This is a genomic window from Streptomyces erythrochromogenes (assembly GCF_036170895.1).
GTDB lineage: Bacteria > Actinomycetota > Actinomycetes > Streptomycetales > Streptomycetaceae > Streptomyces > Streptomyces erythrochromogenes.
This window is the reverse complement of the sequence record NZ_CP108036.1, coordinates 7,828,187-7,847,948: the sequence shown is the minus strand read 5'-3', so window position 1 is coordinate 7,847,948 and position 19,762 is coordinate 7,828,187. Positions and strand designations below refer to the sequence as shown.

General features: G+C 71.5%; 19 protein-coding genes and 2 pseudogenes. 11 read left to right on the top strand and 10 right to left on the bottom strand.

Going from position 1 to position 19,762, the window contains the following annotated elements; translation table 11 throughout:
• Positions 1-12: 12 nt before the first annotated feature.
• The 4 genes from OHA91_RS36045 to OHA91_RS36030 form a co-directional block, all read right to left on the bottom strand.
• On the bottom strand, positions 13-225 hold the full coding sequence (locus tag OHA91_RS36045) for a hypothetical protein (protein ID WP_031147942.1): 213 nt from the start codon (positions 223-225) through the stop codon (positions 13-15).
• Between the two features lie 1,337 nt (positions 226-1,562).
• Positions 1,563-2,765, bottom strand: coding sequence for an MFS transporter (locus tag OHA91_RS36040; protein ID WP_408059216.1), 1,203 nt, complete (start codon positions 2,763-2,765; stop codon positions 1,563-1,565).
• A gap of 22 nt (positions 2,766-2,787) precedes the next feature.
• Entirely contained in the window at positions 2,788-4,152 is a 1,365-nt protein-coding gene (locus OHA91_RS36035; RefSeq protein ID WP_328740776.1) for an NAD(P)-binding domain-containing protein, read from the bottom strand.
• Positions 4,153-4,207: 55 nt separating this feature from the next.
• On the bottom strand, positions 4,208-4,411 hold the full coding sequence (locus tag OHA91_RS36030) for a hypothetical protein (RefSeq protein WP_328740775.1): 204 nt from the start codon (positions 4,409-4,411) through the stop codon (positions 4,208-4,210).
• A gap of 130 nt (positions 4,412-4,541) precedes the next feature.
• On the opposite strand from OHA91_RS36030, the gene OHA91_RS39960 reads away from it, so the two are divergent.
• From OHA91_RS39960 to OHA91_RS36015, 4 genes are all read left to right on the top strand, one after another.
• Entirely contained in the window at positions 4,542-4,814 is a 273-nt protein-coding gene (locus tag OHA91_RS39960; RefSeq protein WP_408059252.1) for a hypothetical protein, read from the top strand.
• A 511-nt stretch (positions 4,815-5,325) separates the two neighbouring features.
• On the top strand, positions 5,326-5,694 hold the full coding sequence (locus tag OHA91_RS36025; RefSeq protein ID WP_031147930.1) for an ArsR/SmtB family transcription factor: 369 nt from the start codon (positions 5,326-5,328) through the stop codon (positions 5,692-5,694).
• A 5-nt stretch (positions 5,695-5,699) separates the two neighbouring features.
• Positions 5,700-6,197 carry a GNAT family N-acetyltransferase gene (locus tag OHA91_RS36020; protein ID WP_037631801.1) on the top strand — a complete coding sequence of 166 codons (498 nt, stop codon included), beginning with the start codon at positions 5,700-5,702 and terminating at the stop codon, positions 6,195-6,197.
• A gap of 150 nt (positions 6,198-6,347) precedes the next feature.
• On the top strand, positions 6,348-6,722 hold the full coding sequence (locus tag OHA91_RS36015) for a TIGR02391 family protein (RefSeq protein ID WP_031147926.1): 375 nt from the start codon (positions 6,348-6,350) through the stop codon (positions 6,720-6,722).
• Here the strand turns inward: OHA91_RS36015 and OHA91_RS36010 are convergent.
• From OHA91_RS36010 to OHA91_RS36000, 3 genes and pseudogenes are all read right to left on the bottom strand, one after another.
• Positions 6,626-7,683: pseudogene (locus OHA91_RS36010) on the bottom strand (ArsO family NAD(P)H-dependent flavin-containing monooxygenase). The gene OHA91_RS36015 and the pseudogene OHA91_RS36010 sit on opposite strands and share 97 nt — an antisense overlap.
• Positions 7,680-8,462: an aquaporin gene (locus OHA91_RS36005; protein ID WP_328740774.1), complete on the bottom strand. Its 783-nt coding sequence runs from the start codon at positions 8,460-8,462 to the stop codon at positions 7,680-7,682. The pseudogene OHA91_RS36010 and the gene OHA91_RS36005 overlap by 4 nt, the downstream one beginning before the upstream one ends.
• A gap of 37 nt (positions 8,463-8,499) precedes the next feature.
• Positions 8,500-8,811, bottom strand: a complete 312-nt coding sequence (locus tag OHA91_RS36000) for an ArsR/SmtB family transcription factor (protein WP_328740773.1) — start codon at positions 8,809-8,811, stop codon at positions 8,500-8,502.
• Positions 8,812-8,863: 52 nt separating this feature from the next.
• Here OHA91_RS36000 and OHA91_RS35995 point away from each other — a divergent pair, with 52 nt between their 5' ends.
• The 3 genes from OHA91_RS35995 (at position 8,864) to OHA91_RS35980 (ending at position 11,727) form a co-directional block, all read left to right on the top strand.
• Positions 8,864-9,334 (top strand): arsenate reductase/protein-tyrosine-phosphatase family protein, encoded by a 471-nt coding sequence (locus tag OHA91_RS35995; protein WP_328740772.1) that lies wholly within the window; start codon positions 8,864-8,866, stop codon positions 9,332-9,334.
• 430 nt (positions 9,335-9,764) lie between these two features.
• Positions 9,765-10,184, top strand: a complete 420-nt coding sequence (locus tag OHA91_RS35985) for a hypothetical protein (RefSeq protein ID WP_031147922.1) — start codon at positions 9,765-9,767, stop codon at positions 10,182-10,184.
• Positions 10,185-10,257: 73 nt separating this feature from the next.
• A complete protein-coding gene (locus tag OHA91_RS35980; protein ID WP_031147920.1) occupies positions 10,258-11,727 on the top strand; it encodes a M1 family metallopeptidase in 1,470 nt (489 codons plus the stop codon).
• Between the two features lie 16 nt (positions 11,728-11,743).
• Here the strand turns inward: OHA91_RS35980 and OHA91_RS35975 are convergent, their stop codons facing one another.
• Positions 11,744-12,436 carry an N-acetylmuramoyl-L-alanine amidase gene (locus OHA91_RS35975; protein WP_078959158.1) on the bottom strand — a complete coding sequence of 231 codons (693 nt, stop codon included), beginning with the start codon at positions 12,434-12,436 and terminating at the stop codon, positions 11,744-11,746.
• Between the two features lie 403 nt (positions 12,437-12,839).
• Here OHA91_RS35975 and OHA91_RS40070 point away from each other — a divergent pair.
• From OHA91_RS40070 to OHA91_RS39955, 3 genes and pseudogenes are all read left to right on the top strand, one after another.
• Positions 12,840-12,998, top strand: a pseudogene (locus OHA91_RS40070) (IS110 family transposase); the annotation flags it as partial.
• Between the two features lie 194 nt (positions 12,999-13,192).
• Positions 13,193-15,430 (top strand): endonuclease, encoded by a 2,238-nt coding sequence (locus OHA91_RS35970; RefSeq protein ID WP_328740771.1) that lies wholly within the window; start codon positions 13,193-13,195, stop codon positions 15,428-15,430.
• Positions 15,431-15,496: 66 nt separating this feature from the next.
• The gene (locus tag OHA91_RS39955) at positions 15,497-15,724 is read left to right on the top strand and encodes a hypothetical protein (RefSeq protein ID WP_408059215.1); all 228 of its coding nucleotides are present in this window, start codon (positions 15,497-15,499) and stop codon (positions 15,722-15,724) included.
• Positions 15,725-16,046: 322 nt separating this feature from the next.
• Here the strand turns inward: OHA91_RS39955 and OHA91_RS35960 are convergent, their stop codons facing one another.
• Entirely contained in the window at positions 16,047-17,447 is a 1,401-nt protein-coding gene (locus tag OHA91_RS35960) for a DUF7507 domain-containing protein (RefSeq protein ID WP_266505172.1), read from the bottom strand.
• Between the two features lie 1,055 nt (positions 17,448-18,502).
• On the bottom strand, positions 18,503-18,790 hold the full coding sequence (locus OHA91_RS35955; RefSeq protein ID WP_031147910.1) for an antibiotic biosynthesis monooxygenase: 288 nt from the start codon (positions 18,788-18,790) through the stop codon (positions 18,503-18,505).
• A 99-nt stretch (positions 18,791-18,889) separates the two neighbouring features.
• Here OHA91_RS35955 and OHA91_RS35950 point away from each other — a divergent pair, with 99 nt between their 5' ends.
• On the top strand, positions 18,890-19,462 hold the full coding sequence (locus tag OHA91_RS35950; RefSeq protein ID WP_266505174.1) for a TetR/AcrR family transcriptional regulator: 573 nt from the start codon (positions 18,890-18,892) through the stop codon (positions 19,460-19,462).
• Positions 19,463-19,762 lie beyond the last annotated feature (300 nt).

Sequence of the window (19,762 nt, the reverse complement as noted above, 5' to 3'; positions counted from 1 at the left end):
CAGACGCAGTGCTCACGGGATGCTGGTGAGTGGCCAGGGGTTCGGCCCCGCGCGCCGGACCGCCGCCCGTATGTGGACCACGGCCAGGACGGCGCTCATGTGGGCCTTGCCCTCGGTGTGGCGGACGTGGTCCCTGCAGAACCAGACGGCGTTCTCGGAATGCCCCTCGTGATCGAGCCGTGGCGCTGTCGGACGGAAGTGCACGAGCCTGAACGGGGGCGTCACCGCTGCTCCGCTCCATTCCACGGAAACGATCGCGGTCGCAAGTCCATGCCCGGTCCTGGTCCGGGCGCGCCCGTTCCTCGTGTCCGGGCCCGCTCCCGGACCGAAGTGGAGACCCGGTCGGCCAGGGCCTGTTCGCGAGGTGGCTGCGCCGGGACCTCGCGGACATCGTCCAGGGGGAAGTTCCCCGGCGCCGGTCGGCCGGTGTGCGGACCAGGCGGAGCAGCAGCCCTCCCCCGGGGGCGAGTACTGCCGCGGCGCGCAGCACCGTCTCTCGCCGACATGGGCGATCCACGGCACGTCGTTGAGGGAAGCTGCCAGGTCATCCGTCAGCAGCAGGGCGAGCCTCCGCAGTTCGTCCGGGACGGGATCGGCCACGAGGCGGAGCCAGGCCAGTGCGGCAGGCACTCGGACATCTGCGGGCTGTGCGGGATCGGCCCAGAGGGCACGGGCCCAGGCGCCGGTGCCGGTGCCGGTGCCGGTGGGCCGCCCGGCGAGGGCCAGGATTGAGCCATCGCAGCTCACGAGCGGGTAGATCCCAAACCCTGGCAAGAATCGGCGGGTGGGTTCACCAACATCAAGCATCCCGTAGCCGGCCGACTCCCACGGGACGGGCCACTCCGCCACCGGGCATCGCACCGACAAGACCCGGACCTCATGGACCGCGACGATTTCGGCAACCTTCAGCCTCGCACCGTCCAGCCCGCTGCGGGCCCAGGGGCTCTTGGGCAAATGGGGTCTCGGACGGCTCTACGGCTGGAGCGACGCAACTCGGTTAACGTGCGACGGCGTTCCCGCGCGGCCACCTGACCACCGCCACGAGGAGACCGCCTACGAGCCCGGTGCAATCACCCCCGACGGCCAGTGGCGCCCCATGACCGAGGCGACGGCAAGGCGGTCACAGCCCCTCGTCGGCCCCTGGACAGCGCGCTCGTGGAGATCGTCCGGCCCGCGTATCGGGAAGGCCCCCTCGAAGAACTCACCGGCCCCCGGGGCGACCCGGACCCGGTCTACCTCGGCCAAGCCCCGCCAAGCCCTCGCCAAGCCCGACATGACCGCGACCATCGACTACGCGGACGGCCCGCTGATCGGGCGGCACCCCGACAACTGGGAGCAGCTCCCGTACCCCGACAAGCCCACCGGACGCCGCAGGCTCTGCCGCCGCGTTCTGGCAAGGACACCGGCCCCGAGGCACCGTGCCCTCCCTCGCCCGCGATGCGTGTCAGTAAGGGCGGCCGACGGCCATGGCTCGATCCCTGCGGCCGCCCACTGGACGGGCCGGGCACGTGCTCGACGACGAGACGGATGTCCCTGCGGCCGAGGCCGAGGAACCCTGGAGGTCATCCTCTCGGGCCGGTGTCCGGACGAGTCCCCCATGCTGTGGCAGCAGCGGTGACCGACAGCGCGGCGAGCAGTGCGAAGAGTGCGGGGTAGCCGCCGAGGGGTCCGGCAAGGACCGCGCCGGCGAAGGGGGCAAGGGCGGCTGCGGCGTGTGCGGGTGCGCCGAGGAGGCCGGAGAGTCGGCCGTAGTGGGTGGTGCCCCAGCGGTCGGTGACGGCGGTGGCCTGGAGGAGGGTGAGGTTGCCGCGGATCACCCCGGCGAGGACGGAAACCGCGACGAGCAGGGCGTACGGGCCGGCCACGGCGGCGAGGGCTGCGGTGGTGAGGGCGCCGAGGGCGATCAGGGTGACGGTGCGGGCGGTGACGCCGAGCTGGCTGGCGAGGGCGCCGTACAGGGTGCGGCCGAGGGTCTGGCCGGCGCCGCCGAGGCCGAGAGCCCATGCGGCTTGGGTGGTGGTGTAGCCGCGTTCGATCAGCAGGGGGACGAGGCCGATGACGACGGCATACATCGCGAACGCGGACAGGGTGAAGGTGACGGCCAGCATCCAGAACGCCCGGCTGCGCACCACGCCTTCGTGGCCGCCGGTGACGTGCGGCGGGCTCGGCGGGGCCGGCGGCCACGGGGCCTTCAGCGCGATCGCGTGGGCGGGGACGGTCAGGGCCGCGAGGACGCCGGCGAGTACTACGTAGGTTGCGCGCCAGGACATGTGGTCGGCGAGGACCGCGGTCAGGGGTGCGAAGACGGTGGAGGCGAGTCCGCCGGCGAGGGTGACGATCGTGAGCGCGCGGATGTGGTCGGGGCCCCACCAGCGGGTGAGGGCGGCGAAGGCGGGCTGGTAGAGGATGGCGGCCATCGCCGCTCCGGCGAGGAGCCAACCGGCGACGAAGACGGCCAGGTTGGGGGCCGCGGCTATCACCAGCAGGCTCAGCGAACCCAGGACGGAGCCGGCGGTCATGACCGTGCGGGGGCCGCGGTGGTCCAGGACGCGGCCGACGTGGATCCCGGCGCCGGCGGAAACGACGAGGGCGGCGGAGAACGCCGCGGTGGTCGCGCCCGCGCTCCAGCCGGTGTCGGCGGTGATGGCCGGGTTGAGGACGAGGAAGGCGTAGTAGACGATGCCCCAGCTGGTGATCTGGGTGAGGCAGAGGGCGGGCAGGACGGCGCGTGGCCGCGACCGGACCCCCGTCCCGGTCGCGGCCACGCCGCTTTGAAGGCCGCCCACCTCAGCAGCCGCCGGAGGAAGCGGGAGCGGCGCCGATGGTGAGGGAGGCCGGGGCCGCGCAGCACCCGCCACCGGTCTCCTCCGCGGCGGCGGGCTCGTCGAAGAGGCCCGCGCCGCCGCACACGCCGGTTTCGGGGAGGGTGAGTTCGACGCGCTCGGCGGCTTCCTGGTCGCCAGCGAGGTGGGCGGCGATGGAGCGGACCTGCTCGTAGCCGGTCATCGCGAGGAAGGTGGGGGCGCGGCCGTAGGACTTCATGCCGACGAGGTAGACGTCCTTCTCGGGGTGGGAGAGCTCGTTCACGCCGTGCGGGTAGACGGTGCCGCAGGAGTGCTGGTTGGGGTCGATCAGCGGGGCGAGCGCGGTCGGGGCCTGGAGGCGCTCGTCCAGGCCGAGGCGGAGCTCGTCCAGGAAGGTCAGGTCGGGGCGGAAGCCGGTCAGGACGATGACCTCGTCGACGGGGTCGAGGCGGCGGCCGTCCTCCCCGACGAGGACCAGGCGGCCGTCACCGTCGCGTTCGACGGCGTCGGTGCGGAAACCGGTGACCGCGTCGGCGTGGCCGCCGTCGACCGCGGCCTTGGCCGCCAGGCCGAGGGCGCCGCGGGCGGGGAGCTGGTCGGCCTCGCCGCCGCCGAAGGTGGAGCCGGAGATCCCTCGGCGCAGGATCCACGTGGCGTGCGTGCCGGTGCCGTCGTCGGACGTGGCGAGATCGGCGAGGTAGGCGAGGGCGGTGAAGGCGGAGGCGCCGGAGCCGATGACCGCGGTCCGCTTCCCGGCGTAGCGGGCGCGGACCGCGGGGTCCTTCAGGTCCGGGACCCGGTAGGTGATGCGGTCCGCGGCGGCCTTCTCGCCGAGGGCGGCGAGTCCGCTGCCGCCTGCGGGGCTGGGGGTGGACCAGGTGCCGGAGGCATCGATGACGGCGCGGGCCAGGACCCGCTGCTCGCGGCCGCCTGCGTTCACGTAGTGGACGACGAAGGGCTGGGTGTCGCGGTCGGCGTCGACGATGCGGTCGCGGCCGGTGCGGGAGACGCCGGTGACGCGCGCCCCGTAGCGGACCTGCTCGCCGAGCACGTCGGCCAGCGGCTGGAGGTAGCGCTCGGCCCAGTCCCCGCCGGAGGGGTAGGTGCCCTCGGCGGGCTTGGTCCAGCCGGTCGGGGCCAGGAGCTTCTCGGCGGCCGGGTCGACGAGTTCGCCCCAGCGGGAGAACAGCCGTACGTGAGCCCACTCGCGCACGGCGGCCCCGGCGAGCGGTCCGGCTTCCAGGACGAGGGGCGTGATGTCGCGGTCGAGGAGGTGGGCGGCGGCGGCGAGTCCGGCGGGGCCGGCCCCGATGACGACGACGGGCAGCTCGGTGGTGGTCTCGCTCATTGGCATGTCTCCGGGTCTTCGTGCAGGCGGGCGGGTGGGCGGGGGCTTCAGTGGGTCAGCAGCAGCCGGCGCCGGCGGCGACGGCTTCGCTCTTGGCCTGCGGGGCGCAGCAGGCTCCGGCGGTTGCGGCGTCCTCGCTGGTGCCGCAGCAGGGTGAGGACTGGGCGGGCGCCACCTCGGCGGGTGCGGGGGCGGTGCCGCAACAGGAGCCCGTCATCGCGGCGCGGTTCGGGCTGGTGGGGTTGACCGGCTCGTTCATGAGGACTCCCTTGTGTTTCGAAGTTTGTCTATGGCTTGCGTGATCAGCATGGCACTTGTATCGACAGACGTCAACATAGACGTTCATCTAATTATTAGGAGTTGCCGCGGACCACGCGGAAGCCGTCGCCATCGGGGGCGGGCAGTCGGGGGCGGCTGCAGCGCATGCGCTGGTCAGGGCAGGGCTGAAGCCGGTGGCGCTGGAGGCGTCGGACCCGGGAGGAGGCCGTCGCCCATCCGACCGCCTACGCCGCCCGCCTGCAGGCCGGCATCCGCGCGGGCCGGCGCGTGACAGCGGTCCGGCCCGACGTCGCCGGGTCCACGGTCGACCTGGAGGGCGGCGGGCAACTGTGGGCGCGGGCGGCCGCCGCCTCGGGCAGCTTCGGCCGCCCGCACCGCCCTGACCTGCCGGGCCAGCCGGGCCAGCCGGGCCTGGAGACCTTCGCCGGCCAGGTCCTGCACCGGCCTGGACACCGCCCCGCTCGAACGGCTCCTGAGGACTCCGCCCGCCCCGCCGGTCCCGGACGACGGCCGCTACCGCGCCGCCCTCACCGCCGGCGTCCCGACCGGCGCCCGATGTTCAAGCGGCTCACCGACGACCGGGTCACGTGGCCGACGGCACCATGGAGCGGCTGGACGCGCTGATCCTCGCCACCGGCTACCGACCCCATCTGCCCCACCTTGCCGGACTCGACGGCACCCTCGACCCGGCCGGGCGCGCCCGCCACCGCGGCGGCGCCTCCCCGGCCCGTCCGGGCCCGGCGTCCGTCGGGCCGGAGCGGCAGCACGGCCTGTCCTCCAACACGCTGCGCGGGGTCGGCCGCGGTGCCGCCCGGGCGGCCCGCCGTCCGGGCGCCCATCTGGCCCGTGCCGGATCCCCTGCCTTCTTAGTTCGACGTGTGTCAACATAGACGTATGTCGAATGTGAAGGTTCTGCCGCTGCTGGAGCCCGACGCCGTCGCGGCCTGCTGCCCGCCGCTGAACGAGCGCCCGATGTCGGCCGAGGAGGCCGAGGTCGCCGCGAAGATGTTCAAGGCCCTCGGTGACCCCGTGCGCCTGCGCCTGTTCTCCGCCGTCGCCTCCCACGAGGGCGGGGAGGCGTGCGTGTGCGACATCTCCGACGTCGGAGTCTCCCAGCCCACCGTCTCCCACCATCTGAAGAAGCTGAAGGAGGCCGGGCTGCTGTCCTCCGAGCGCCGCGGGACGTGGGTGTACTACCGGGTCGAGCCGTCCGTGCTCGCCGCCATGGGCGCCCTGCTGGCCGGCGCCGGGAAGACGGCGTGACCGGCGTGACCGGCGTGCGGATCGAGGAACTGCTGCCCGAGCACGCCGAGCAGGTGCTGCACATCTACCAGTCGGGGATCGACGAGGGCAACGCCACCTTCGAGACGCAGGCCCCCGACTGGGCCGCGTTCGACAAGGCCAAGCTGCCCGGCCACCGCTTCGTCGCCCTCGACGAGGACGGCCGGGTGTCGGGCTGGGTCGCGGCGAGCGCGGTCTCCGACCGGTGCGCGTACGCGGGCGTGGTCGAGCACTCCGTATACGTCCACCCCGACGCCCGCGGCCGCGGCGTCGCCCGCGCCCTGCTGGACGCCCTGATCGCCTCGACCGAGACCGCGGGCATCTGGACCGTCCAGTCCGGGATCTTCCCCGAGAACACCGCCAGCCTCGCCCTCCACCAGCGCGCGGGCTTCCGCGTCATCGGCACCCGCGAACGCGTCGGCCGCCACCACGGCACGTGGCGGGACGTGATCCTGTTGGAGCGCCGCAGCACCGTGGTTGTGTGAACCGATCTGGGAATCCTGGTTCCCGACCGATCGGCACAGGTCCAGGATTCGGCCATGGCCGTTCCCCTCGCAGCCATCGCATGAGCCCGCGGGGAGCCGGCCCGGTTCCTGGAGCTGACCACGCTCTACCACCCGCCGAACCCTCCAGGGATGACCGTCGGCACCTCCCGCATGTCCAACCGCGGGGACCAGAAGGACATCCTGGCCGGCGCCCAGGTGGTCGAGCAGATTCTGCACCGTGTCCTGCCAACGCCGAGACGCAGCCGCCTACGGCTGATGCAGGACGACCGCAGCGACACCTACCGCAGCATCCACCGCGGCGCTGCGGCTGTCGCCGAGGGCTCCTTCGCAGCCCTCCGCAATCCGCACAGCCACGCCGACGGCCTGCTCGAACGTGCCCAGCACGAGGCGCTGACGGCAGGGCAGGATCAGGCGAGCAGGGAGGCGATCTCGCGGGCGGCTTCGCGAGCGGTGCGGCCCACGCCGATCAGGGTGGCGGAGGCCGGGCCGGTCCAGTCGCCGTAGCCGAGGAGGTGCAGCCGCGGGTCTTCGGCCGCGCGGGTGCCGACGGTGGCGATGCGGCCTCGGGTGCCGCGCAGGCCCAGGCCGGCGAGGTGTGCGAGGGCGGGCCTGAAGCCGGTGGCGCAGATGACCGCGTCCGCGGCCTGGCGGGTGCCGTCGGCCCGCTCGACCCCGGTCGGCGTGAGGCGGGTGAACATCGGGCGGCGGTGAGGAGTCCGGCGTCGCGGGCGGCGCGTACGCGCGGGACGGCGACGATGTCGCCGAGGGAGGCGACGCCGCCGGTGTCGGTGCGGCCTTCGTCGAGGGCCCGGCGGCGGGCGGTCGCCGCGTCGAAGAGGGCGCGGCCGTCGATGTCGTCGGCGAGATAGCGGGGCGCGCGCCGGTTGACCCAGGTCAGGTCGGCTCCGTTGTGGGCAAGGTCGGCGGCGATCTGCGCGCCGGAGTTGCCCCCGCCGACGACAACCACGCTCTGCCCGGCGAACTCGGACGGTCTGCGGTACTGCACGGTGTGCAGCTGGCGGCCCTGGCGGTCGCGCCGGCCGGGGACGGCGGGCAGGAAGGGGCGGGTCCAGGTGCCGGTGGCGCTGATGGCCGCTCGCGCGGTCCAGGATCCGGAGTCAGTCTCGACCCGCAGGCGGGGCCCGTCGCGGTGCACGCTCTGCACCCGCGTGCCGTGGTGTACGGGCAGTTCGTACCGCTTCTCGTAGTCGGTGAGGTAGCCCACGACGTGGGCAGCGTCGGGGTAGAGCTCGCCCGGCCGGGAGGGCATGAGCCGCCCGGGCAGGGAGGAGTACTGGGCCGGGGAGAACAGGCACGGGGAGTCCCAGGTGTGCTGCCAGGCCCCGCCGGGTGCCGCCTCGGCGTCCAGAATGACGTGCTCGATGCCCAGGCGGCGCAGGTGGTAGCCGGCGGCGAGCCCGGACTGGCCGCCGCCGATCACCACCACGTCCGTGCGCTGCGTCATGCCGCAGGCGTCCCGGAGTCGGTCTGGCCGCGCATGAAGATGACCGCCACCAGAGCCAGGCCCACTGCGGCGCCGATCAGCTGCATGCCGATGAAGCCGGGCACCGAGGCCGGGGCGATGCCCGCGAAAGTGTCGGTGAAGGCGCGGCCGATGGTGACGGCCGGGTTGGCGAAGGAGGTGGAGGAGGTGAACCAGTAGGCGGCGCCGATGTACGAGGCGACGGCGACGGGCGCGAAACGGAGCCGGTCGGTGCGGGCCAGACCGAAGACCAGCAGGATCAGACCCGCGGTCGCCACGACCTCGCCGAGGAGGAGGTTCCCGGCGGAGCGGTCGTGAGTGGACCACTTCACCAGCGGTTCGCCGAACATCGCGTCCGCGAGGATCGCGCCCGCGATCGCGCCGGCGATCTGCGACGGCACGTACACGGCGAGCTCGCGGGCGGTGACGCCGGCACCGCCGCGGCGGGCGGTCCACCACTCCGCCAGCGTGACGGCCGGGTTGAAATGGGCACCGGAGACCGGGCCGAGGAGGACGATCAGTACGCCGAGCCCGAAGACGGTGGCGGTCGAGTTGGCCAGCAGCTGCAGCGCGACGTCGTCGGTGACGTCGGTGGCCTGGATGCCGGAGCCGACCACGACCGCGACCAGGGCGGCGGTGCCGACCAGCTCGGCGGCCGCGCGGGCGATCAACGGGGTACGGGGCGTAGTCGCGCCGGGCGCGGGCTGCGGCGCCATATCGGCGGCCGTGACGTCGCTCGCGGCGGGCTCGGTGGCGGTCAAGGCAGGTTCCTCTCGGGCAGGTGAGGCAGGAAGCGGGTCATGAGCAGGCCCGCTTGAGATCCGCTTCTGCGGTGGCCCGCGCGGTCTGAGCGAGGTCGGAGAAGTGGCCGGCGAGGGCTTCGATGACCTCCGGGCGCAGGCGGTAGTAGATGTACCGGCCGCACGGCTCCGTCTCCACGACCCCCGCTTCCCGCACCCTCATGTGGTTGGAGAGGTTCGTCTGCTTCGCGCCCGTCTCCTCCACCAGGTGGGTGGTGCAGAGCGTCTCGCGGGCGAGCAGAGCCACGATCCGAAGCCTGAGAGGGTCGGCCAGAATCCGCATCAGATCAGTGTCGACTGACGTCATCATGGACTGATACTGTCACATCAGTTGGGGCTGACACCAGCCTGCACTGACCTAATTGGATCCTTTGAACGGGATCGCCATGCCCACGCCCTCCTCGCCCCTCCTGCCGGACGAACGCCCGGCCGCCGAGACCGCCCGCCTCGCCAACCGATTCGCCGGCCGCTTCGCGCCGGAAACCGTGCTGGACGTGCTCGCCGACTCCCACACGCGTCTCACCGAGCACGCCCGGGTCGGCCCGCACCCGGTCGTGCCGGCCGAACGGCTCGACGCCCTCGCCGAGGCAGGCGTGGACCTGGCCGACGCCTACCTCAAGCCGCTCACCGAAGAAGTCGTCCAGGCGTCCGACTACATCATCACCATGGGCTGCGGGGACGCCTGCCCGTACTTCCCCGGCAAGACCTACCTCGACTGGCAGCTCGAAGACCCGGCCGGCCAGGGCGTCGAGGCCGTCCGCCCCATCCGCGACGAGATCAAGGGCCTCATCGAGGGCCTGATCACCGAGATCGACGCCAAGTCGAAGGCCTGAAGCACCTGCCGTGACCGAGACGCCCCCACCGACGACGTCCACGACGTCATCGTCATGGGCTCCGGCCCCGCCGGATGAGCCGCCGCCCTCTACACCGCCCGCGCACTTCCCCGGGTTCCCCGACGGAATCGACGGCCCGGACCTCATGGTCAACGTGCAGGCCCAGGCCGAGAAGTTCGGCGCCGAGATGATCGCGGGCCGGCCGTCGGCGCTCGCCGGCCCACCGACGGCTGCGCGGGCTCCGGCTGGCCCTCGCCTACACCCTCATCACCCTGGCCTATGTCAGCGCGCTGTCCTGGATGGTGATCCGCACCGACGGACGCTCCTGGCGCGCCGCCGTGAGCACCTCACTGATCTACTCCACGGACGACAGCCTCCAACTCGACGGCCTCCACGACGACGAAAACACCCGCGGCACCCCCGCGTACGGGTGCTGCACGCTGCGCCCGGCGACACGCTGCGCCTGGTCTTCACCTCCCCGGGACCGGCCGACCCCGCCAAGGGCGGGGCCCGGCCGGCCGCGCTCGCCCGCACCGCGATGGAGCGCGACGCCACGGTGCGGGCCGAGGTCCCACTGCGGCTCGACCAGCTGGCCGAGCAGGCCTGCGAGGAACTGGCGGCCGGCCCGCACGTGGTGACCACCTCCCTCGACGCTTCCGTCGTCCCCGCGGACCCTGCGCTCGTCCGCATCGCCGTCCGCAACCTCCTCGACAACGCGCTGCGCCACGGCCGCACCCCGGCACCGCGCCCGCCGCCGCCCGCGCGGAGGTGCACGTCATGGTCCGCGGCGCGACCGTGGCCGTGGCCGACCGGGGGCCGGGCATCGCTGCCGCAGACCTGCCCGGCCTGACGGAACGTGGCCGTGCCCGCCGGAGGGGCCATGGGCACGGCGTGGCGAGGTCGGGGCGCTCGGAGCCTGGGTCATGATCGGCTGCGTGAAGACTTCCGGACGTCTGGCCGCCTTCGCGGTCGCGGGCCTGCTCGCCACCCTCCCCGCGTGCTCGGAGTCCGACGGCCGCGGTGGGGCGGGCGCCCGCACGGGCGCGGACACCGCTCGGCCGAAGGCGCATGGGGCGCCGTTCCGGGGCGGGCACCCCGGCGCCGCGGGCGCCCGTGACCCGTACTTCCCGGAGCTCGGCAACGGCGGCTACGACGTCACCCACTACGCCCTGACCCTGGCCTACGACCCCGGCAGCGGTCGCCTCAAGGGCACTGCGGAGATCACGGCGAAGGCCACTGCGGACCTCAGCGCCTTCAATCTCGACCTCCTCGGCATGCAGGTGCAGAGCGCCACCGTCGACGGCCGCGAGGCGCAGGTCCGGCAGGACGGTCAGGAGCTGACCCTGCAGCCGCGCGACCATCTCAGGAAGGGCGCCGCCTTCCGCAGCGTCGTGCACTACGCGGGCACGCCGGAGTCGATCACCCATGACCACGGCTGGCGCGAAGGCTGGTTGAGGACGGACAACGGAGCGGTGGCATTCGGTGAGCCGACGGGCTCGATGTCCTGGTTCCCGGGCAACCATCACCCCTCGGACAAGGCCTCGTACGACATCACCGTCACGGTCCCCAAGGGGGTGCAGGCGATCTCCAACGGGCGGCTTCGCGCCCAGCACACCAACGGCGACCGCGCCACCTTCCACTGGCACCAGGCCGAGCCCATGGCCAGCCACGTGGCGACCGTGGCCATCGGCAGCTACGACATCAGGACCTCCCGGACCCGGTCGGGCATCCCGGTCGTGTCGGCCATGGACACGACCGCGGGCGTGGACGAGGACGGAGCGGTCCTCGGCCGGTTCCCCGAGATCATGGAATGGGCCGAGGGGAGGTTCGGCCCCTACCCCTTCTCCACCGCCGGGGTGATCGTCGATCAGGCGGCCGATGTGCCCTACGCCCTGGAGACCCAGACCAGGCCGACCATTCCGGCCGGCATCTTCCACACCACCAACGTGGTGCACGAAATGGCCCACCAGTGGTTCGGCAACTCCGTCACCCCGCGAACCTGGCGGGACATGTGGCTCAACGAGGGCTTCGCGACCTATGCGGAGTGGCTGTGGACCGAAGACCACGGTGGGGCCAGCGCCCAGGACCACTTCGACCGCAACCACGCCAAGGCCGCGGACGACGACGAGTGGGACTTCCCGCCTGCCGAGCCGCCGAGCGCTTCGGACATCTCCGGCCAGCCGGTGTACGTGCGGGGCGCGATGGTGATCCACAAGATCCGCCAGGCCGTGGGCGACGAGGGCTTCCGTGCCCTGGTACGGGGCTGGACCCAGAGCCACCGCCACGGCCACGCCTCCACGCGGGACTTCACCTCGTACGTGGAGGCCAGGGCCGGCCGGGACCTCGACTCGATCTGGGACTCGTGGCTCTACGGCGACGGGAAGCCCTCGTGACGGGGTCGACGCGGTGTCAGGTCCTGATGCGCCGGCGCGCGGTCCCGACGAGATTCATGTACTTGTCCCAGTCCCACACGGTCCCGGGGTCGTCGTGAGTGGACAGCGGGACCTCCACGTGGCCCAGAATGTGGTCCCGGTCGACCGGCACGTCGTACTTCGCGCAGATCGTGGCCGTGAGCACCGCGGACGTCTCGTACATCTTGTCGGTGTAGACCGGCTGATCGGTCCAGCCCTCGTGCTCGATGCCGATGCTCCGGTAGTTGTACCAGACGCTGCCGGAGTGCCAGGCCACGTCGCGCTCGCGCACGCACTGGGCGATTCGCGTGCCGGTTGCGCTGATCATGTAGTGCGCGGACACCCTCTCGGCGGCGTCCTTGAACTTGGCGAACATGACCGGCAAGATGTCCGTTGTCAGATGAATGACGACGTATTCGATGGGATACGCCTCGGGACGGTCGGAGACCGTGTAGTTGGACTCGGAGGCTTCGACCCAGACGGCGGGGGCGTAGTCCACCGAGGGGTCCGTTCGCAGTGTCGCAGGCGGCCCTGCGGCGACGGGGACCTTGTGCCCGGGGCCCGGCAGCGCAGGTTTCACCTTCTCCTCGGGTCTCATCAGCTGGGGCAGCCCGACAGCGGCCAGAGCAGTGCCCGCCGCGCCGGCAGCACCCCACAACAGCCGTCGTCGGGTCAGCGGGCTGTCTTCCATGGCCACTCCTCATGAAGTCGAGCAGGCAGGCAGAAGGACGACGCGCCGCGAATCCCGGCATCACGATGCGCAGGCGGCACGTCCCTTAATCTGATGCTTCACCAGCGCCCGCACCCCGGCAAGCCGGTCCTCCACCACTCGGCGCACGCGCTACTCCACATGCTCGGCGGGCATGAGTTCGAGCTCGCCGACTCGGCCGGGTGCCCCTCCGGTCGGCTGAGCATGACAGTGGGGCCACCGGAAAGGCTCGTGGCCGGTAAGCCCAACCGGGCAACAGGACCCCCCCGACGTTGCAGCCGCCCGTGTCGGGTTCGACATTCCCCTCACGCCCGCCCTTCGCCAACGATCGACGGCCTACGGCACACGCCGACACGTGCGATGTCCCGGCCCGGCGGTGCGGCGCGCCCGCGCGATGCCGCCCACGCTGAGGGCGACGCGAGGACGAGACGATCGCGGAGCTGGAGATGCCCCTCGGCTCGACGACGACCCGGCCGGCGAAGCGACCCGGGGCGCCGGCCGGCTCCACGGCCTGCTGACCCGGATCCACCTCTCGCGGTACCGGAGGGGAGGGGAGGAGCCTGGCTGGGTACGCGGGGCCTGTCCTCGATCCGACCGTGGCGAGAGATTGACGCAGCAACCACTCCGGAACGCCCGTCTGTTCGGCTGAGCGGCGCTCACGCCCCGTGCCCATACTGAAATGAGGGGAGGAACTCCGACATCTGATCATGAAGAGCGCCGCCGAGGAGGCGAGCCGAAATGACAGTGGAGCAGTTGTCACAAGCCGACAAGGGTTTCCTGGAGCAGATGGAGGATGCCGGTCGGCGCTACGCAAGCCGTACCGGAGAACGCGACGGTCATCGGGAGGCCCTCGAGCAGCACGGCATCCTCTATGCCGACACCCGGGAACGGGTCAACAGCAGGCTGAACCGTCTCGGCGTCGACTGGGCGATGGCCACAGCGATCGAGCGGACACCGGCGACCGCCACGACCGGTACCAGCCTGGACCTGGACCGCGAGCTGGTCAGCACCGACCTGTTGATGCTTGAACGGTTCATGGGCCGCAACGATCTCATCGGAATCGACTACCTCGAAGGCGGCTTCCTCGCCGCCCGCTCGATCGGCCGGATAACCGTCCGGAGTCCCGGATCGTCCCACCACGGAACCGGCTTCCTGGTGTCCCCCTCGCTGCTGATGACGAACAACCACGTGCTGGGCTCCGCCGAGGAAGCGGCCGCCGGAGTGATCGAGTTCAACTTCCAGGCGGGCTTGGACGGCCAGCCGCTCGTTCCGGTCGTGTTCCAGCTCGATCCGCAGAGCTTCTTCATCACCCACCGTGACCTCGACTTCACCGTGGTGGCTGTCTCCGGCCGCTCCCGCGACGGTCAGCCGCTGGCGGCCTTCGGGAGACTGCCGCTCAAGGAAGCTCAGGGCAAGGCCGTGATCGGGGAACTCGTCAACATCATCCAGCACCCGAACGGCGAGCCCAAGCAACTTGCCCTCCGGGACAACCAGATCGTGGACGTGCTGGACGACTTCGTGCACTACTCGGCCGACACGGCGCGCGGCTCCTCGGGCGCTCCGGTGTTCAACGACCAGTGGGAGGTCGTGGCACTGCACCACGCAGGTGCTCCCCGCAAGGACCGCGACGGCAACGTACTGGCCGTCGACGGAACGCGCTGGCATCCGGGCATGGGAGAGCACCGGGTGGACTGGAAGGCCAACGAGGGCGTGCGGGTCAGCCGCATCCTCGGCGTGATCCAGCAGTTCCCGCTGTCCGGCGCCGCCGCAGCGCTCCGCGCGGAGCTGTTCGCGGCCGGCTCTTCCCTCCATCCCGTGGAAGTGTCGCCGCCGACGGTTCTGACGGACCGCATGAACGGCGCCGCGCCGAAGGGCGTAACGATGGACGGGAGCAGGAGCGGCAGCGGGACCGGTGAGCAGCACGCCGCGACAGGATCGGTCAGCTGGAACATCCCCCTGCACATCAGCGTCAGCCTCGACGCCGGCGCCGATGCCGATGCCGATGCCCTGCAGCCTCTGGCCGAATCGCCGGGTGCAGGACCGGTGCACCGTGCTACTGCCCCCTCGTACGTGGGACTGCCGACCGGGATCGGACGTATCGACGGCCAGTCGCCCGCCGAGCGGGACCTGGCAGCCGCCATGGTCAACCTCGCGGCCTTCCAGGCCCGCCCCTACTACGACGAGGCCGCGGACCTGATGGCACGCGACGCCTACTACGCGGGCCTTCACGTCGGCAATCCCACAAGCCTGCGCCTCGCGCTCACCGAGCACCTGGAATCCACGCACGAGCGCCGGCCGGCGTACAAGCCGATGCGCCTGCTCTACCCGTGGGTGGACCTGCACCCCGACGAGAAGCTCCACGGCATCTACTCGGACAAGGGCTTCACTCCACAGGAACTCATGGAGGCCGACGCGGCGGTGGAGGCCGCCCGCATCGGACGCTGGCAGGAGTTCATGCTCCACGAGAGCGCACCCGGCCGGGAGGCCGTCGAAGCCGAGCTCGACCTCCTGGAGGCGTCGCTGCCCTTCAACTGCGAACACGTCGTGCCCCAGTCCTGGTTCGCGAAGAAGGAGCCGATGCGTGGAGACCTGCACCATCTCTTCGCCTGCGAGTCGACGTGCAACAGCTTCCGCGGAAACATCCCCTACTTCGACTTCCCGGACTTCGACGAGGCCATTCGGCACGCCTGCGGGCGCCGGGATCCGGGAAAGTTCGAGCCCTCGGCGGGCAAGGGGCCGGTCGCCAGGGCGACGCTCTACTTCTTGCTCCGCTACCCCGGCAGGATCGGCGACGAAGCGCGCGAACTCCAGCTGACCGGCCTCGAGATGCTGCTGAACTGGCACAGAGAGCATCCGGTGGGCGTCTACGAGCAGCACCGCAACGCGGCGATAGCCGAGATGCAAGGCAACCGCAATCCGCTGATAGACCACCCGGAGTGGGCCGAGGAGATCGACTTCGCGGGTGCCTGGCCCTGAGGCCGGCGATCGCGTCCGGTACACCGCTCCCGCCCACGCATCGGCTGTCAGTGGGGTTTTCACCCCATGTCGATCACCGCACAACTGAGCGATTCGATGGAGCTGCCGGGCGGGGCTGCACTGGTCAACGGCTTTGCCTTCGAGAGCCGCGCAGACGCGTCGCGCCGTGCCCTTCTCCAGAACGGGCACGAGCTGGAGGTCTACGACCTGTACGAGGTCTTCTCGGGGGAGCGGGCGCCGACCGCGGTCTTCCCGCTCTCCTGGCCGGGTGGGACCGCGGCGTTCACTCGGTGAGCCCGGACGCCGTGTTCGCGGTCTTCTCGGGCCAGCGCGCGGTCCGGGCCGTCGGCCCGCGAGGGGAGCAGTTGTGGGAGTACCGGCACGGCTGCTGGGGACCCGAACTCGGCCACGCGCACACGGGGGACGAGCAGGAGGTGTGCCGCGGGCCTGGCGGATACCACGCGTCCCGTCGCGGGACCGGCCGCCAAAGCTCATGCGGTCGCCGACGGCGGACGGTAGCGGTAGGGCCCCGGGGCCCTACCCCCGGCCGCGTCCTTCCGCAGGGCTGGGCCGGGAGTAGGTGTCGGCAGGTGGTCCTCGTGGCGATGATTGGGGGCTATTCCTGGCCGGCGCAGGGGTCGCAGCAGGAGGGGGCCGGTTCGACGCAGACGCTGACGGTGTCGGTGTTGTTGGTGGTGTCGGGGTCCTTTTCGTTGCCGGTGGCGGTGGCGGTGTTGCCGATCAGGCCGGCTTTGGTGGCCTTCGCTCGCAGCACGAGGGTGGCGGTGGCGCCCTCGGGCAGGTCTCCCACGGTCCACTGCCCGGTGGCCGGGGCGTAGCTTCCGGGGCCATCGGCGGAGAGGAAGGTGAGGCCGTCGGGGAGCTGGTCGGTGGCGGTGACGCCGGTGGCGTCGTTGGGGCCGGTGTTGTGGACGGTGATGCGGTAGGTCACCGTCTGGCCGACGGTGACGGTGGTGGCGTCGGCTGCCTTCGCCACGGTCAGGTCGGCGGCCGGCTTGACCTGTGTGACCTGCTCGTTGGAGGTGGACGTCAGGGGCTCCGGCGTGTCACCGAGCCGGTTCTCGTAGGAGGCGGTTGCGGTGTTGCTGATCTGCTTGCCGGCGCCGGACCGGTCGATGACGGCCCGGTACTCCACCGTGGTACCTGCCGGCAGGGTCTCGGTGTTGGGCAGGCTGCCCCCTTCCACGGCGGAAGCACCGTTGCCGAGATGGAAGACGACCTTGTCCGCCTGGGCGTCGTAGTACGCCTGGTCGTCTCCTTGCGCGTCGCTCTTCGCTCCGGCGTTCGGGCCGTCGACGATGCGCAGGGAGCCGGGCAGGTACGTCGTGTCCTGCGGGATCACGTCGCTCACGATGAGGTTCTCGGCCCCGCCGCCGCCTTCGTTCTTCGCGGTGATGCGGTACGTGACGACGTCGCCCACCTCCAGCGGCCCCGCGGGAATGGCGGTCTTGGCGAGCACCACGTAGGGAGCGGTGCCGAAGAAGATGCCGTCCAGGAAGTTGCCGACGCTCCGGTTGCCTCCGGCAGCCGAGATGGAACGGAAGGCGAAGCGCGTCAGCGTCTGGCCTGCCGGGACGGTGTAGGTGCCGGTGTAGTAGCCCCAGGCGGTGTTGCCGTCGGTGAAGCGCCTCTGCTCCACCGCGGAGCCCGGAGCGCCGATGTCCAGTGCCATGGTGTCGTCCCCCTGGCGCCCGCGGTGGTACAGCCGCCAGTACAGCTTCGTACCGGGGGTGGTCGGCAGGTCCTGGTAGAGCGTGGACACCTCATTGGCGTTGAGCTCGGCGAACTGGGCACCGTCGGCCGCCGGTACACCGTTGAAGCCCGAATGCCACAGCTCGATCCTGCGGTCGGAGGCAGTGGTGAGCCAGCCCGGGACCCGCTTGGCCGCCTGCGTCTGTGAGGCGTCCGGCAGGATTTCGACATCGGTCACGGCAGGCTGTTCGAAGCTGCCGTTGGCCAGGGCTACGCGGAGCGGAGCAGCGGGAGGTGTGGTCATGGTTCTTTCCCCTCGGGACGCTTCTGGAATGCGCCGCCGGCCGGCCGCACAGTGCGTGCCGTGGCGGAGCCGAACATCCCGTAGCGCACCGCATTCGACCGAACACGTAAAGTGACGAACGGAGGGGTTTGGCCAATCCCGCGAAGCACGTTTGCGGAATCCGCCCACGGGACCACTCCCCCCACACCGTCACGGACGAGGCCAAGGCCACCGCAGGCACCACGCAGGCCTCCCACCCCTCTCCCGCCCGCCCCGTCATGGCCGAAAGTCCCCGTTGCGCCTTGGCGGCCATCCCCGACAAGAGTGAATCCACCACCCGCGAAGTTGACACACCTGGTGCAGCGGCACGGTCAAGCGGGAAGGGCGCAGCATCCGGGACTCAGGCGAGTAGACAGCAGCCAGCGATCGCCGCCGACAGCGATTCGAATGACCACTTGAAGTCATCCCGTCGTTCGCGCGTAAAAGGTTCTGCCATGCCACAGGACCTCCGCCCCAGCCGTCTCCACGACCGGCCGCGGCGCCGACCGTCGACGCTGTGGCGCTCGCCCCGCCGGCCGGGCCGGCCTACGCCGTCGTGAACGCCGCGCCCGTCGCCGCCCCGGCGGCACGCACCCTGGCCGCCGCGCCGAGCGAGAGCCCGCTGACGGGCCCCGGCCTGACACTCGACCTGGAACGCGCGCTCGACCTGGAGGGGCAGGGCATCGCGACGACCGGGGTCAACGGCGCGGCGATGGAGCGGACGACGTCCGGCTCAACGTCGCGAGGACAGCAAACTCACGTACCAGCACGGCAAGCGGGGCATCGCCGGCACGGTCGTCCTAGAGGGCGGCGTGCAACTGCCCAAGGGCGGCAAGAGGGTCGTGACCCACAAGGTGAGGGTCGACGTCAGGAGCGGCGCCGCCACCGGGCAGGTCGGGGCCTCGGCCAACGTCAGGATCGACACGGTCAACGAGCCCGGAACCGCCGAGTTCGTCAAACAGGCCCGCACTGCCGATCTCAGGGCGTGCTCTCGGCGGATGCGGCGAAGTCAAGCACTGGTCCCTTTTCTCGCCCCCCTACCGCGACACAAGGAAGTGGACCTCACGGGGCCTGATCTCCAGGTCGCTCAAGCCGTCGGGCGTCGCGCCCATCTCGCGGGCGAGGTCGGCCGTCGCCCGGAAGGCCTCCTCGGATTCGAACGCGCCGGTGGTGACGACGGCGTCGCCGTCCGGGGTGACCCAGACCCCTACGGACACGAAGCCGGGCTGCCGCCGCATCGCCTCGGCGACCTGGTGGCACTCGGCGACGAACTCCTCAACGTGCTCGGGGGCCGGGTAGTGGAAGGCAACGAAACCGAATGACATGCCATGTCCCCTCTCGGGTTATACGATGCCGTACAACGCGAGACTAGACTGGTTATACGGGTCCGTACAACAGGGATTGCAGCGTGAGGTGGGCCACAGATGGGCGCATTGCGCACACCGCGGGAGCAGTGGATCGAGGAGGGGCTGCGGGCGCTGGCCGCGGGCGGTGTGGACGCGGTGCGGATCGAGGCGCTCGCCAAGGCGCTGGGGGTGACCAAGGGCGGCTTCTACGGCTACTTCGCCGACCGCGACGCACTGATGGCCGGGATGCTGGACACCTGGGAGCGCGAGAGCGTCGACGACGTCATCGACCAGATCGAGCGGGAGTGCGACAACCCGCGGGACAAGGTCCGCCTGGCCGGACAGCTCACCTTCTCCAGCGACCGCCTGCTCCCCATCGACCTGGCCATCCGCGACTGGGCCCGCCGCGACCGCACCATCGCCGCCCGCCTGCGCCGCGTGGACAACCAGCGCTTTCAGCTGGCGCGCGACGCGATCAGCACCTTCTGCGACGACCCTGACGAGGTCGAGGCCCGCGCCCTGCTCGCGTTCTGCACGGCCGTCGGCAGCCACTTCCTCGCCGCCGACCACCCCGGCACCACCCGCGCCCAGGTCATCGCCCGCGCCGCAGACATCATCCTCGCCCTCCCCCACGGCAACCCCGGTGGATGACACGCTTTCTGGGCGGCCGAGTCGTGGGCGGCACCGGCATCAAGCACCACCCACCCCGACGATTCACCAGGGACAGCTACCTCGTACTGCCAGAGCGTGCCGTCCGGTGTCGTCACCGCCGTGAGGCGGTGGAAGGAGGTGCGGCCGGCCGGGCACCCGGTGAATGGGGCCCGCTGTGTGAGGTGTTCGGGGGACTGCGTAAGCAGCGCTTCGGCGCCGCCGCGGATGGTGGGCGATGTGTTGGCGTACTCGCGCCACGGCAGGCTGAGCCGGTCGGCCCGCGCCCGCATCGCGTGCCCC

Excerpts from the sequence above, each read along its gene's own strand:
- OHA91_RS39955 (WP_408059215.1), top strand. The coding sequence starts at position 15,497 with ATGTCGATCACCGCACAACTGAGCGATTCGATGGAGCTGCCGGGCGGG.
- OHA91_RS35955 (WP_031147910.1), bottom strand. The coding sequence starts at position 18,790 with ATGTCATTCGGTTTCGTTGCCTTCCACTACCCGGCCCCCGAGCACGTT.
- OHA91_RS35960 (WP_266505172.1), bottom strand. The coding sequence starts at position 17,447 with ATGACCACACCTCCCGCTGCTCCGCTCCGCGTAGCCCTGGCCAACGGC.
- OHA91_RS36015 (WP_031147926.1), top strand. The coding sequence starts at position 6,348 with ATGACCGTCGGCACCTCCCGCATGTCCAACCGCGGGGACCAGAAGGAC.
- OHA91_RS36035 (WP_328740776.1), bottom strand. The coding sequence starts at position 4,152 with ATGAGCGAGACCACCACCGAGCTGCCCGTCGTCGTCATCGGGGCCGGC.
- OHA91_RS35980 (WP_031147920.1), top strand. The coding sequence starts at position 10,258 with ATGATCGGCTGCGTGAAGACTTCCGGACGTCTGGCCGCCTTCGCGGTC.
- OHA91_RS36025 (WP_031147930.1), top strand. The coding sequence starts at position 5,326 with ATGTCGAATGTGAAGGTTCTGCCGCTGCTGGAGCCCGACGCCGTCGCG.
- OHA91_RS35975 (WP_078959158.1), bottom strand. The coding sequence starts at position 12,436 with ATGGAAGACAGCCCGCTGACCCGACGACGGCTGTTGTGGGGTGCTGCC.
- OHA91_RS36000 (WP_328740773.1), bottom strand. The coding sequence starts at position 8,811 with ATGATGACGTCAGTCGACACTGATCTGATGCGGATTCTGGCCGACCCT.
- OHA91_RS35970 (WP_328740771.1), top strand. The coding sequence starts at position 13,193 with ATGACAGTGGAGCAGTTGTCACAAGCCGACAAGGGTTTCCTGGAGCAG.
- OHA91_RS36030 (WP_328740775.1), bottom strand. The coding sequence starts at position 4,411 with ATGAACGAGCCGGTCAACCCCACCAGCCCGAACCGCGCCGCGATGACG.
- OHA91_RS35950 (WP_266505174.1), top strand. The coding sequence starts at position 18,890 with ATGGGCGCATTGCGCACACCGCGGGAGCAGTGGATCGAGGAGGGGCTG.